Source organism: Bartonella sp. PS17NMGDW, assembly GCF_042193555.1.
Taxonomy (GTDB): Bacteria; Pseudomonadota; Alphaproteobacteria; order Rhizobiales; family Rhizobiaceae; genus Bartonella; species Bartonella grahamii.
This window is the reverse complement of record NZ_JBHILY010000003.1, coordinates 18,273-32,489: the sequence shown is the minus strand read 5'-3', so window position 1 is coordinate 32,489 and position 14,217 is coordinate 18,273. Positions and strand designations below refer to the sequence as shown.

Here is a 14,217-nt window from a genome sequence, read left to right as displayed (position 1 = left end):
ATACGCTGCTTTTTGTGAGAGTGTCTGGATATTGGAGGGTAGGGGTTATCTGTCCGTGTCTGGTGAAACAGCATTCTTTGAGGGGTGGTGAGAGGTGGTTGCCCAAATGCAATGTGCTCGATAAAAAGTGGGATTGTTAACAGACCAGTGTTTACAAAGTGGAGCGGGGTGGTGGTTTGGGAGTTTCATTTGGCTTTGTTCTGTAATAATGTAAAAGCGTAAAAACGTTGATCTGTAAATAAAGGAGCAGAGAATTTGTGCTTTGTGGGTGTTTTTTACCTTTTAGTATGTGTCCCATTTTTTTAAAATTGCTGGTTGCTTTTGAGGTTTCATTCCTGATTTTCATATCATTTTTTGTGTTTGAGGTTTTGGTTTCTCTTTAGTTGGAAGGAACATGATGATGGTAGATGAACATTGTCTTCCCTTACGTCGAAGAGGGCGGAAAAAAGGGTCTTTGAATAAAACAACAAAGCGATTTAATGAAGCTCTTCTGACTGCGGCGGAGCAGGCTGGCTATCACTATGGTGAAGATGGGCTGGTGTCTTATCTTCAATATCATGCTCTAAACAATCCCGTACCGTTTTTTTCGCTTCTTGCAAAAGTGTTGCCTCTTCAGGGGACTGGAGAAGGGCAGGTTAAAACAGTTTCGCGTATTGAGATTGTACCAGTGAATGCAAAAAATAGCGAACCGGAGAAGCATGATATCTCGGCGACGGAGGCTTGAAGAGAAGGCTGTGATGTTTGGGTATTTACTGGAGGGCAGGAATATTTCGGTGGGAGATATTTGGGCTTCCTATGTAGGGACGCCGGATTTTATGGGCGATGACAGAGGGGCGTGTGGCTGAAGAGGTGATACCCTAGAGGTACGATGCTTAGAGGGCGTGATGTTATCTACTGTTTTGGATTTTTGTGAAGGTTTGGTCTTTGCTCGTTATTGAAGGTGTGGAGATATCAAAAACAGTTTCGCGTATTGAGATTGTACCAGTGAATGCAAAAAATAGCGAACCGGAGAAGCATGATATCTCGGCGACGGAGGTTTGTGATATTGAAAAATGTTAGGCTGAGGTGGATGATGCGGGGTGACATCTTGGAAGGGGGCTGCTTTGGTGATTGCCTGTCTTGAGGGGATTGAAGCAGAGGCTGTCGTGCTTGTAGGTGCTCGTGATACTTGGAAGTGGTTTGGGTGAATGAGGCGTAAGGGTGTGTGCTGGAGGGGATTTTGTACAGGGTATTTGTGTGGTGGATATGGGACAGTGTTTTGAGGGATGAAGGGCGTGAAACTTGAGAGAAGTGTTATGCGCTTGCGGGATGCATGTGTTTTGGTGGGGGATGCCGTGCTTGTGGTTGGGGGATGACAGGCGCGGTGTTTGAGGGGCGGTTTGGGGGGAGAATAGGGACCCTTGTGATTTAAGGACCCTTGGGGGCGCATATCGTGTATATACGGGGTCCAAAGTGGTCAAAGGGGTTCAAATGGGTTGAAGGGGGGGCTTCATGCAAAAAAGTGAAATTCATTGAGTATTAGGATGAAGGAAGGTAAAGCGCTGCTTTTGAGAAGGGCGTTTTGCGTTCAATTGCTCTTTTCCTTTAATTGCTCTTTTCTTTCAATTGTTCTGGGAGAATTAAACTTGGGATAAGCAAAAGGGTGAAGCGCAATTATTGCTAAAGTATGAAAATTTATAATGAAAATTGTTCAGAAAATTTCTCAAAAAATGGAGCAGAAAACGGCTCAAGTGGCTCTTATTCCAAAGCTTATTCCTGTTTTTACTGGAAAAGCAGATGTGCGAGCCGCTTGGGGAGGACGGGGTTCTGGAAAAACACGTTCTTTTGCTTTGATGTCGGCTGTTGTGGGATATCGCCATGGAATGGCTGGAGAACGCGGGATTATTCTTTGTGCAAGGCAATTTCAAAATTCTCTCAATGAAAGTTCTTTGGAAGAAATTAAACGCGCTATCGAATCTTACCCTTTTTTACAAGACTATTATGAAATCGGCGATAAATATATTAAGTCAAAAGATGGACGGATTGTCTATGTGTTTGCTGGGCTTGATCGCAATATCGCAAGTATTAAATCAATGGGGCGCGTTTTCCTTTGTTGGGTCGATGAAGCGGAGCCGGTCACTGAGACTGCTTGGCAAACACTTATTCCAACTTTGCGCGAAGAAGGAAAAGATTGGAATGCAGAATTATGGGTCACATGGAATCCGTGCCATGAAAATGCACCCGTGGAAAAACGTTTCCGAAATGTCGATAATCCTCATATCAAAGGGGCAGAAATTAATTGGCGTGATAATCCGCAATTTCCTGAAAAACTCAATCGTGATCGAATGGACGATTTGCAGCAAAGACCAGAGCAGTATAACCATATTTGGGAAGGCGAATATCTTCAAGCTGTCCAAGGGGCTTATTATCAGAAATGTCTTCTCGAAGCCGAAATGGAAGGGCGGATTACCACCGTTCCACGTGATCCTTTGATGCAGGTGAGAATCTTTTGGGATATCGGGGGAACAGGAGCAAAGGCTGATGCTACCGCATTGTGGGTTGCGCAATTTGTTGGACGGGAAATTCGAGTGCTCGATTATTATGAAGCCCAAGGACAGCCTCTCTCAGAGCATGTGGGCTGGGTCTTTCAAAGGGGATATGAAAAGGCTCTCATGGTTTTGCCTCATGATGGCGCAACAAAAGATCGTGTTTATAATGTGAGTTTTGAAAGTGCACTTCAACAAGCCGGTTTTCAAACTAAAGTGATCCCTAATCAAGGAACAGGCGCTGTGAAAATGCGTATCGAAGCCGTAAGGCGATTGTTTCCTGCACTATGGTTTAATCGTGAAACGACATGTGCGGGTAGAAAAGCGCTTGCTTGGTATCATGAAAAGCGCGACGAACAGCGCAATATCGGACTAGGCGCTGAACATGATTGGGCTAGCCATGGGGCCGATGCCTTTGGACTGATGTGTGTGGCTTATGAACAGCCGCATGCTAGAGCGCGAAAAAATACCTATCGCTCGTTTCACCATTCTCAAACGTCATGGATGGCTTTTTAATGAATATTTCTACAGATTCTACTTTTAATCAAATCGAAACGCTTGAAAATCAAGCACTTTTTAAAAAACTCGTGGGGTGGTATCAGGATGATATTGCCCATGTCGAAAAATGGCGAAAAAATGCCCAAGAAGATTACGATTTTTATAATGGACGGCAATGGAATGAGCAAGACTTGGCTGTCTTGCACGAACAAAACAGACCGGTTATGACTTTTAACCGTATTGCGCCTTTAATTAATGCCGTGATTGGGGCTGAGCGCAATAATAAAAGGCAAGTTCAATTTATTCCACGACAAGAAGGAGCAGCCTTTGCAAACCAGATTTTGACAGGGGCGGCTGAGTGGTTTCGTGATGAAGCCGATGGGGAATACGAAGATTCCGATGCCTTTCAAGATGCAATTATTTGCGGAATGGGGTGGACAGATACACGCCTTGATTATGAAGAAGATCCACAAGGAAAACCAATCATTGCGCGGCTCGACCCTATGAAAATGGTGTGGGATGCAAGTGCTGTTAAGCCTAATCTTATTGATGCACAACGCTTGTGGTATATTGATGAAAAACCCCTTGCTGTGGCTGAAGAAATGTTTCCCAATGTTCATTGGAGTGATCTTAATGCTGATTGGGTTAAACATCAGAGTTTTTTACACCCAACCAGCAATGGGATGACACAAAGTTATCAGTCCGAGAGGGGATATCAGGGAGAGTGGGAAGAGGGAGGGACCTATCAACGTCCTAAAATGGTGACATTGGTAGAATGTCGCTGGTTTGAACGCGAAGTGATTTATAAAGTTCTCGAGCCTCAAAGTGGAAAGTTTATCGATTATTCAGAGCAAGATTTCCAAAATTTAAGTAAAACCTTTCCTCATGTTCAAGCAACAAGGTTGAACAGAAAAATTGTCAAAAGGGCATTTTTAGGCAGAAAGCTGCTTGAAGCGCCTGATAAGCCCTTGGTTCCACCCAATCAATTGGGATGGGAGTGTATTACCGGTACTTTTGATAAGTTAAGCCGGCACTTTTACGGACTTGTGCGCCCTACAAAAGATCCACAACGGTGGGCAAACAAATATTTTAGTCAAGTGATGCATTTGCTCAATAGCCAATCAAAAGGCGGAATTATGGCGGAGCGCGATGCTTTTGATGATGATCGACAAGCCGTCGAGAGTTGGGCTAGAGCTGATAGTATTACTTGGTTGAAAAGTGGTGCTGTGTCTGGGGGAAGAATTCAGCCTAAACCCGTGGCACAATTTCCGCAAGGGTTTTTCCAATTGTTTAATGAAGCAAAGAGCGCACTTGAACAGGTGACGGGGTTGTCTTCTGAATTTATTGGGACCCGAGCTGTCAATCAGCCTGGCGTTCTTGAACAACAACGGCGACAATCGTCACTTAATCTTTTGGCTTCCTTTTTTGATGGGTTGCGTCGATATCGGCAACGACAGGGGAAAATTATTCTCTATCTTATTCAAAATTATCTGTCCGATGGGCGGCTGGTTCGTATTGCTGGTGATGAAAATGCCCAGTATATTCCACTGACACGCGAAATGGTGACAAGTTTGGAATATGATATTGTCGTGGATGATGCGCCAACAAGTCTTAATGAAAAAGAGCGTACTTTTGCACTGATCATGCAATTGCTTCCTTTGATGCAAAATTTTGCAACGCCTGAAATTATGCTCGATCTCTTACGCTATTCGCCTTTACCGGCTTCACTTATTCATAAAATTGCGATAAAGGCGCAAAACTCTTTTCAAGAAGAGCAAAATGCCTCAGCGCAGATGGGGGGTAATATGGGAACAGAGCAGATAATGCAGATGTTGCAGACAGTAAAGGCTCAACAATAGGATGCTTTATGATGCGCTCTCTTGGATGAATTTCATCTATCAGAAGTTGCTTATCTAAACAATGTCCATAGTTTACCCATGTTGCTTATGTCGTGCAATGTCGCCTCTCTTTATCTCAGAAGAGCTGTTGTGTTGAGCCGTAGTGTTGGTGTTGGGAAACATCTTTAATAGAGTCTTGCTGTCACGGCGGGGATATGGTGGGAGGTGTTTTGCTGTCATGGTGGGGGAGCCATGTGAGGAGAATGCTGGAGCCTAAGTGATGATGGGTAAGCATTAAGGGGACAAATGCTTATGGGGCTGTTTTATCTGAAAAATTTGATTTTATTGTTTTAAAAAAGAGAAGGCTAATGTCATGGATCAAGAACACTTAACGCTAGCAGAACAAAACCAATTGAAACAGGATTATCTACTCTCAACACAAGAGGGAGAAGACGGTGAAATTGGAAGAGAAGAAAAAACTCTTGAAGATAATTTCCAAGGGCAAATGCATCAAAAACAGGACTCTTCGCAAAAGGCTGGAAAAGAAGTTCAAGGGGGAGAAGATGGTCCGCCAGATCCGCAAAAAGACTTTATGGGCTATATGCAATGGTTGGGAAAAACACTCCAAAAACAAGGGCTTTTACATGAAAAACAACAACCTTCTCTGGCTCGCGAAGCAGAACAGTTGCATGCGTTTTTTCAGCAGTCTGTTGCAAGTGTTAAACAAAAGCATCATGATTTTGATCAAGCCGCTGATTTTATTTATGAAATGCGGGCTAAACAGTTGGCAGCTTGTGCTTCTCTTTATCCTGAGATGGCAGATCCCAAAAATATTGATGCGTTGATTGGTGATGAGTTGAAACAGATCTTGCGCGATTGTGCGCAAAAAAATCAAAATCCGGCTGAAGTGATTTACTCTATTGCACAAAAAATTGGCTACACAAATGTTCCCAATAACATGGATGAAAATTTACAGGAAAGACACAATTCTGCACGTACACTTGCTGCTTATAACGGCTTGACGCCAAATGGGCCGATTTCTTTGGAGATGCTTGATAAAATGTCAGAAGCAGAGTTTAGCGCTTGGGTTTCTGATCCTAAAAATAAAGCTTCTTTTAATCGCTTAATGGGGGGAAGAGAATTTTAAAAAACAAGAATGTGGCAAGTGTTTTTTGTGGGAACGTGGAGAGGCTTTTAGCGCAGGGAATACGGGGGATTTCTCAAAGCACGGATGTGGTGAGGAGAGCTCTTATAAGGGGGAGGCAGACGCTAACAGAAATTAGATAAAACTCACGAACAACCTATTCACCATTTGAAATGAAATGTGGTGTTTTAACAACCGGCGCTTTGCCGGGTTTTTTATGTCAATAAAACTTTTAGAGGACAAAATGACTGTAACTTATATCGGACTTAATGACCCAATGGCAGTGCGCACATGGTCTAAATTACTAAATCAAGAAGTCTCAAAAGCACTTCCGATTGCACCGCTGATTGGAAATGATTCAAACAGTATCGTACAATTAAAAGATGAAACCACGAAAGCAAGTGGGGATGCTATTAGCTTTAATTTGCGTGTGCAGTTGCTAGGCGATGGGGTGAGCGAAGGGCAGACATTGGAAGGTAATGAAGAAGCTTTACAGTTTCTCAATGATCGCTTGGCAATTAATGAACTCGTTCATGCTGTGCGTGTCAAAAATGAGGGAACGATTGATCAACAACGAATTCTCCATGATTTGCGTACCGAGGCAAAAAATGGTTTGGTTGATTGGTATGCAGATCGTCTGAGTATGATGTTCTTCATTCAAGTGTGTGGATATACTGCAAAAGCTATTAACTTTGAGGGACGTACGATTAATCTTAAACCTGTCCATTATGGGTTTAATGCACCAACGGCACCAACCGATAAACGCGTCGTGCGCCCTAATGGAAAAACAAAAGATGAAGATTTAAAATCAAACGATGTTTTTGATCTTAAGCTCATTGATAAAGCTGTTGAACGGGCTAAATTGGCAAATCCTAAAATTAGACCCGTGCGGATCGATGGGGAAAATGTCTATGTGCTTTATCTTCATCCAACCCAAGTGACACAATTGCGAACCAACACAGATGCGGGGCAATGGCTCGATATTACCAAGGCAATCTATAGTGGAAGTCGTATCAAAAATCCGCTCTATGATGGATCTTTGGGCATGTATAATGGTGTGGTTTTACGCGAAGCTGAACATATTACCGAAGGGGTCGAATCTGGGACGGCAAATAAAGCTGTACCAAATGTGCGTCGTGCTGTTCTCCTTGGTGCGCAGAGTGCTGTGATTGCTTTTGGTAAAGATCGAGGAGCAACACGCTATAAATTGGTGGAAGAACTCTTCGACTATGAAAGAGAATTCGGGGTCGCGGCAAAAACCATTATTGGTATGAAAAAAACTTGCTTTACCTTGCCAGGAAGTACGCAAGGGGCTCAGGATTTTGGCACTATCGTCATCCCAACTTATGGAGCACCCGCTTAAAGCGAATGTTTGCTCACTTCCCCCAACAAGAGGGATCTGTTGGGGGAAAAATTTAAAATGCTTCCAGAAACAAGGACAGGCTTATGACCACTTTATCCACTGATCCCCAAAATCTAAACCTTACACATTCAGACCATTCTAAAACTTTTGCTTATATGGTCGCCCTTATTCAAGATGAAATTGATGATACAACAGCGGAATATTCTCTGCAAATTCAAGATTCAATTTTTACGGCTTTGCGTTTGTGTGAACGCGAACCCTTTTTCTTTAATGAAAAAAGAGAAAGGACGTTTAAAACACAAAGTGGTAAAACATGGTATGGGCAAGAAGAGGGAGTTTTTATTGAATCAGAAAAGAGTTTGGAGGGCGTCTTTTTAGCAACAAAGAATGCAACACCAACAAAGTTGTTCTTTAAGCCCTTGGAAGTGTTGCATCAACAATATGGTATGAATCCTGCGCTAGGAACGCCATTCTTTTATACGTGCCTTGATCAAAAAATAGGACTCTTTCCAACACCAGAACATGTGGAAACTGTACAGCTTTCTTATGCTCCTGTTCATTTTGCCGATGAACAACTAAAAGAGGATGATAATCCTTGGTTGATTTATGCTTTTGATCTTATTAAAGCACGGGCAAAATATGAACTTTATAAAAATATTCTTAAAGATCCTGAATATGCCGCCGTTTCTTTCAGAGATTTTCAAGAACAGCTTCAAGCTTTGCGTATTGAAACATCGCGCCAAAAAGGTTCTTCAAAGATTCGCCCAATGCGTTTTTAAAAGGCTTTGTTCCAAATCGTTGATGGCTGGTTTGTCCCTTATGGTTGGATGAGCGCTGGGGATTGATGGTGAAGGGTTGGTGGATGGCGCTGGGGTGGCCATTATTTATGGTATCGTTCTTTCGATGCGTTGGTCAACTTAAGGTTGTGTGTTTTGTTGGATTTTATGCCTTTAGAGTTTTAAGGGCTTTTGTGGTTTCAATCAGTAAGCTTTGGTGTTTTGAATGGTACTAGGCTCTTCAAAGATTTATGGAGAGTTTAAAGGCTTTTTCCCAGTTGTTGGGGTGATTGCGGGCGGTTGATTTTGGTCGGGCGCTGGTGGATGGCGCTGGGTATGCCATTATTTATGGTATCGTTCTTTCGATGCGTTGGTCAACTTAAGGTTGTGTATTTTGTTGAATTTTATGCCTTTAGAGTTTTAAGGGCTTTTGTGGTTTTTTATCAATAAGCCTCGGTGTTTTGAATGGCACTAGGCTCTTCAAAGATTTTATGGGGGTCTTGATGGCTTTTTTCCCAATCGCTGATTATCGACCCGATGTGGCGGATATCAATGGAATTTTTACCGATGAACTTGTTAATGTGTTACCGGCTGATGGCTCCTATATCCCTATGCCAAGTTTTGAACCTTTATCAGAGCCTTGTCCTGAGCCAATTTTAGGCGCTCTTGCGGTTAAAACAAAAAATGGGGTTTCCATTATTGTTGGGACAAGAGAAAAAATCTTCTTGCTTGATAATACAACAATGAACTGGAAAGATATTAGCCAAAAAGGAAAATCTTATCTGGCTAATATCGATGCTCCGTGGTCTTTTGCTTTGTTTGGTGATTTTATCATTGCGGTGAATGCCAATGATAAACCACAAGTGATTGATATTAATCATGATAAAAGATTTAGAAATTTAGGAGGAAATCCACCACAAGCAGGGATTGTTCGAATCTGGGGAGATTTCGTTTGTTTGATGAAATTAACCGAGCATCCAAGACGGGTTCATTGGTCTGGATTAAATGATGCTGAATTTTGGACCGTGGGGAAAAAAAGTTGCGATTATCAAGATTTTCCTGATGGCGGATTTGTTCAAGGGGCAACGGAGACAACAAATCCAATTATCTTTATGCGTTCTGCAATCTATGCCGGTTCTTTTATCCCTGGCTCTAAGATTATTTTTAGTTTCCAAAAAATACACGATAAAAGAGGCGCAAAAAATGCTGAATCAATTGTTTGTCGCGGTGATTTAGCATTCTTTGCCGATGAGGGCGGTTTTTATCAAATAACAAATGATGGACAGATTATCCCCATTGGGTTCGAAAAAGTCGATCGAACGATGACCGCAAAATCAAGGCAGGATAATTTGTATACCATGTCTGCGGCTATCGATGGGGTGTATAATCGTGTTTATTGGATGGTTGATTCTGATGAGAATCTTCATAAACGTATCTTGCTCATTTATGATTGGGGATTGCAAAAATGGACAAAAGCTCTCGTCGATATCAAAATGATATTGCCTATTTTCTTAGCCGGAACAACCCTAGAAGGTCTTGATTTTGTGACTAAGAATATTGATAATTTGTCCTTTTCTCTCGATAGTAAAGTTTGGAAAAATGAATCGCCTATTCTGGGGGCATTTGATCAACAGGGCAGACTTGGTTCGTTTTCTGGTTCTCCTATGGCTTGTGTGGTGACATCACAAGAAATGGGGCAGACAAATGGCATGATAACACGGGTGAAAAATATTATGCCTCAAGTCAATAGTGGAAAGTTTTATTTGTCTGTGGGAATGCGCTTTCGACAATCTCTTGAAGAGGAAACTGTTTGGTTGCCAGAAAAACAGCCCTCTTATAATACGGGACAAATTCATTGTCGCGCAAGGGCACGGTTTTATCGCTTTAAATTGCGCATTCCTGAAGGGGTGAATTGGACTCATGTCACCGGATTTGATGTGGAATTGACGCGGGCCGGCATGCGATAGGCATGCCCTTTTGTAATACCATGCGATAGGATCACGCCCCTATTATTAAAGAATAAATGCTCATAGACCAAAGCCTTTATAAACAAAGGAACAAGGTGGTGCGTCATGCTTCATGCTTCATGCTTTTCTGCGATAAAGGAAAAATAGTCTGCACAATGGCTTATTTTTATAAAGAAGAAGTTTCCTTTTTGTTGTGACAAAGAGATGATGGGGCTTTTTTTCTTTTATTGTGCGGGGGGCATGGAACATGAGAAATGCGTAGGGGGGATGTTCTTTAAGGGGAGATGAGTGATAAAGCTAAAAGAGCCAAAGTTATGATGCAAGAGAGTCAAGATTTATATTCTGCTCATTTGACAGAGCAGTGGCCATGGGAAAAAATAGCGCCCTATCAAGAGGCTCTCAATGCTGCATTGAGAAAATATGCTCGGCGCTTTCCTGATGATGTTTGTCTGGAAAAAATTGCTGAAGAAATCGTTACAGGACAAGCACAATTGTGGCTGGTCTTAAAAAATAAAATCCAATTTAGTGCTTTTGCAATAACCAAAGTTGAAAGTGCCCATACGGGAAAAAAATGCGTCGTTCTCTCTGATCTTGCTGGAGAGGGAGGGCTGAAATTGGTCAAGTTGATTGATGAAGTCGAAAAATGGGCGCGAACAATTAATGCTGAAGAAATGCACATGTTTGGAAGAACTGGATGGGCGAAAAAGCTCGCTCATCACGGATATTCTCGTAATCTTATTCAATATAGAAAGGTTCTCAAGTCATGAGTAGAAAAACCACACCTCAAGTGCAGACAACAACACAAACAAATGCTCCACCTGCTTGGGCGGCTGATATTTTAAAACAAGCCAGTGCTGATGCACTTGGACTTTATAATAAAGGGATTGGCGGAAACGTTTATCAGGGAGACAGAGTCGCTGGTCTTAGCGATATGACAAAAAATGCTCTGACCGGTTTACAACAAGCAGCAGGGCTCTATAACAATCCAACGGTAACGCAATGGTTGAATGCACCAACCAACAGCGCTACAAATCTTTCCGGTATGGCTAAGGGAAGCTGGATTGGAAGCAATAGTAAATTTAATACTGCATTGCAAAATGCTCTGAATAAAACTTCCGATGCAATTAATCAATCAATGTCTGGGGCAGGACGTTATGGCTCTGGGGCTCATACCGGTGTGCTGGCCGATGAGCTAGGCGCCTTGGCAACAAATGCTGCAGCGCAGCAATATAATCAAGATATTAACAATATGATGAATGCAAACCAGATGATTGATCGCTCTCAGAATGATCAGGTTAATGCGGCAAATAGCTATTATCAAGGGCAGAGTAACGTGCAAAGCAATGCTTTGAAAGGGGGCATGATTCAAGATGTAAATCGTCAAAATATCTTAGATGCTGAACGCCAAAAATGGTCAGAAAAAGATAATCAAGATTGGAACCGATTGCAAAGCTTGTTACAGGTCGGGACTCAGGCTGCTGGAAATTACGGAACGACTTCCGGAAAATCCACGACAATGCCTTCTGTGACAAAAGATCCATTGCGTGATGCGCAGCAAGTGCTTGGATTGGTCGGCGGAATTTTAGGGCTTTGTGATGTGAGGGCAAAAGAAAATATTATCCCTGTGGGGCAGAAAAAGGGATATCCACTTTATACCTTTAATTATAAAGGAAATCCACAACGTTATCAGGGCGTTATGGCGCAAGACGTGTTGCGTGTGAAGCCGGAAGCTGTTTATGTCAATGCAAAAACAAAATTATTGCATGTTGATTATGACAAAATAGGACTGAAAATGGAGAAAATGAAAGAGGAGAAAATACCGGCATCTAAAAATAAAATTGCGGCTTTCTTTTCTTCATTTTTTGCTCGTTTTCCCTTTTTGAATAAAGAGTATCTTCTATGAGTTCGATTTATGATTGGTCAATTATCGCATCAGAAAATGCTTATGCCGACGAGAGTATAAACTGGGCAGAAGGGCAACCTCCAAGCACAGTTAATGATAGTGCTCGCGCTATGATGCAACGCATCAAAGAATATTTGTTGGATAATGGGGGCGGGATTGAAACACAGTTTACTGTTGATGTGAAGAACGAGAGGACATCACTTCGTTTGGCGACAAAGTCTTTTTTTGAGACTTATATGGATGGCATTGTTGTGCGCTTCAAAGCACAAGGCGCCAACAGAGGAATAACAAATGTTTCTTTAAATCAATTACTTCCACGACCAACTTATATGGCAACGCCAGAGGGTATTATGCCTTTAAAGGGCGGAGAAATTCAAAAAGGGGGGCTTTATGAGATCGTCTATACGCGTGATATTGCCGGAAAAAATGCTGATGGCTGGTTTTTAACCAATCCTACTATAAAACTTCCTGAAATTCCGCCCTTTCCTCCTTTACCGGAAACGTTTTCTTCTGGATTTATCGGGACTTTTGCTACAGAAAAAATACCCTCTGGATGGTTACTGTGTGATGGTAAAGAATATTCGCGAAGGAGCTATGCCAATCTCTTTGCTGTTCTGGGAGAAACATGGGGAAAAGGAGACGGGAGAACAACATTCAATGTTCCCGATTTGCGTGGAATGTTTTTACGGGGGCTCGATAGTGGAAAAGCAATTGATAAAGGACGTCGCTTGGGAAGTCGACAAGAAGAGTCTTTTAAATCTCATACCCATGAAGGAAAAACAGATTCAACAGGCAAACACCAGCATAGTTATCCAATGATTGACAAGGTAGTTTGGGATATGAATCACGGTGAATATGATAGAAGTCTGGCTCAAGTCTACAATAAAGATCGGTTAACGAAGGCTGCAGGAGAGCATGAACATAAGGTCTTGTTGCAAAAAACAGGGGGTGATGAAACACGCCCTGTCAATATGGCGGTGATTTATGCTGTCAAAGCCTGAGAATGAAAGCTTTGAGAAAGATAAAAATGATTGCAAAATATCTGTTATGAGAAAAAGTCTTATAGAATATATTGTGCAGAAAGTTTTGAGGCGCTTTAGAAAAAACTCAACTCTCTTTATTATTTTATTTTTTGTGCTGCCTTTGTTGGATGTGTAACGGTCAGTTTGCCTATTGTTCTTTAGAGGATCAAGACAGTGATTATTGAAGGTAGGGGTAAAAGAGAACAAAAAAACTTTCTTTATTCATAGAGTTTTTGCTGAGGAATAAAGACTTTATCCAAAATGCTTCTCTCTTGTGGTATCGTGATACATTATTAAAGCACTGGGTTTAAGGTGCTGGTGGGCGATGACAAAAAGCCCATGGATAAAATTTTATCTTGTTATGCCGTAAAACATCGTCATTAAAACACTATTATTGAAGCTGGTGATATAAGGAAAATAAGATATACAATACTTGATCCATTTAAGTATTGAAGAGACATCTATTCAGTGGAGGGCTTGCTTGGTTAAACCTTATGCCAATGAATCATATAAATGATTAGCAGACGGAATCCTTTCAGAGTAGTTGAATTGTTTACAAACCGATAGGGGCTAAAATCTTCGTCCTTTGAGGTGGTGGGAAGAGGTCAACGGATATGTCTATTTAAAGTGAGGAAAGGCAAAATGGTTCTCTCCTTCTTTTGGGAGTGTATGTAAAAAGCGTTTATTCTTTCAAAATGGGCGCTTTGTTGGCTAGAGCAGATTGGCGATGCGTTACATGGTGAGGCATTGAACTCTCTTAGATGGCATTTTGTGCTTATCAGGCAACTTCTTGAAACAGAATGAGAGTGATACGAGAAAATCTGTAAGACAATAGTTTATCCTGTTGTGTCGTAAAATACTATTGTTTGAGGTGCGGTTAAAATTTTATGCATGGGATGCATTCCAAGGTGCATTTGATGAGGGAAGCCAAGCCAAATCCGTTAGATAATAAGCCAGATTGTTTACAGATTGTTGTTTATCGATTGGCATTATTTAAAGACCGGTGGGGGTGGCTTTGTCCTTTTGGGGAAAGTCAACAAAGCATGCAAGGTGACATGTATTTTTCTTTGGTTTCAGGTGGTAAAATCATCATTTTAGGTGGAAAACAGAATATAATCTAAAAAAATACCTTGTAAAAATTTTCGATGAAGAAATTTTTTTCAAAAGCCTTTCACATAGTT

Annotated in this window: 12 protein-coding genes; all 12 read left to right on the top strand. The window is 41.7% G+C overall.

What is annotated here, in order from left to right:
• Window positions 1–400: 400 nt before the first annotated feature.
• The 12 genes from ACFIJK_RS02755 to ACFIJK_RS02700 all read left to right on the top strand — a co-directional run bounded on the left by ACFIJK_RS02755 (window position 401) and on the right by ACFIJK_RS02700 (window position 14,157).
• Entirely contained in the window at window positions 401–724 is a 324-nt protein-coding gene (locus ACFIJK_RS02755) for a hypothetical protein (protein ID WP_375626335.1), read from the top strand.
• Window positions 725–909: 185 nt separating this feature from the next.
• A complete protein-coding gene (locus tag ACFIJK_RS02750) occupies window positions 910–1,059 on the top strand; it encodes a hypothetical protein (RefSeq protein ID WP_375626333.1) in 150 nt (49 codons plus the stop codon).
• Between the two features lie 620 nt (window positions 1,060–1,679).
• Window positions 1,680–3,041: a PBSX family phage terminase large subunit gene (locus ACFIJK_RS02745; protein ID WP_375625385.1), complete on the top strand. Its 1,362-nt coding sequence runs from the start codon at window positions 1,680–1,682 to the stop codon at window positions 3,039–3,041.
• Window positions 3,041–4,882 carry a portal protein gene (locus tag ACFIJK_RS02740; RefSeq protein WP_375626331.1) on the top strand — a complete coding sequence of 614 codons (1,842 nt, stop codon included), beginning with the start codon at window positions 3,041–3,043 and terminating at the stop codon, window positions 4,880–4,882. The genes ACFIJK_RS02745 and ACFIJK_RS02740 overlap by 1 nt, the downstream gene beginning before the upstream one ends.
• Before the next feature lie 352 nt (window positions 4,883–5,234).
• The gene (locus ACFIJK_RS02735) at window positions 5,235–6,008 is read left to right on the top strand and encodes a hypothetical protein (protein WP_375626330.1); all 774 of its coding nucleotides are present in this window, start codon (window positions 5,235–5,237) and stop codon (window positions 6,006–6,008) included.
• Window positions 6,009–6,249: 241 nt separating this feature from the next.
• Window positions 6,250–7,368, top strand: a complete 1,119-nt coding sequence (locus ACFIJK_RS02730; protein ID WP_375625388.1) for a N4-gp56 family major capsid protein — start codon at window positions 6,250–6,252, stop codon at window positions 7,366–7,368.
• Between the two features lie 83 nt (window positions 7,369–7,451).
• Window positions 7,452–8,147 (top strand): hypothetical protein, encoded by a 696-nt coding sequence (locus tag ACFIJK_RS02725; protein WP_375625389.1) that lies wholly within the window; start codon window positions 7,452–7,454, stop codon window positions 8,145–8,147.
• Between the two features lie 500 nt (window positions 8,148–8,647).
• Window positions 8,648–10,111: a hypothetical protein gene (locus ACFIJK_RS02720; protein ID WP_375626327.1), complete on the top strand. Its 1,464-nt coding sequence runs from the start codon at window positions 8,648–8,650 to the stop codon at window positions 10,109–10,111.
• Between the two features lie 284 nt (window positions 10,112–10,395).
• Window positions 10,396–10,878, top strand: a complete 483-nt coding sequence (locus tag ACFIJK_RS02715) for a hypothetical protein (protein WP_375626325.1) — start codon at window positions 10,396–10,398, stop codon at window positions 10,876–10,878.
• The gene (locus ACFIJK_RS02710; RefSeq protein WP_375626323.1) at window positions 10,875–12,014 is read left to right on the top strand and encodes a tail fiber domain-containing protein; all 1,140 of its coding nucleotides are present in this window, start codon (window positions 10,875–10,877) and stop codon (window positions 12,012–12,014) included. Before ACFIJK_RS02715 ends, ACFIJK_RS02710 begins: the two co-directional genes overlap by 4 nt.
• Window positions 12,011–13,015 (top strand): phage tail protein, encoded by a 1,005-nt coding sequence (locus tag ACFIJK_RS02705; protein WP_375626321.1) that lies wholly within the window; start codon window positions 12,011–12,013, stop codon window positions 13,013–13,015. Before ACFIJK_RS02710 ends, ACFIJK_RS02705 begins: the two co-directional genes overlap by 4 nt.
• 938 nt (window positions 13,016–13,953) lie before the next feature.
• A complete protein-coding gene (locus ACFIJK_RS02700; RefSeq protein WP_375626319.1) occupies window positions 13,954–14,157 on the top strand; it encodes a hypothetical protein in 204 nt (67 codons plus the stop codon).
• Window positions 14,158–14,217 lie beyond the last annotated feature (60 nt).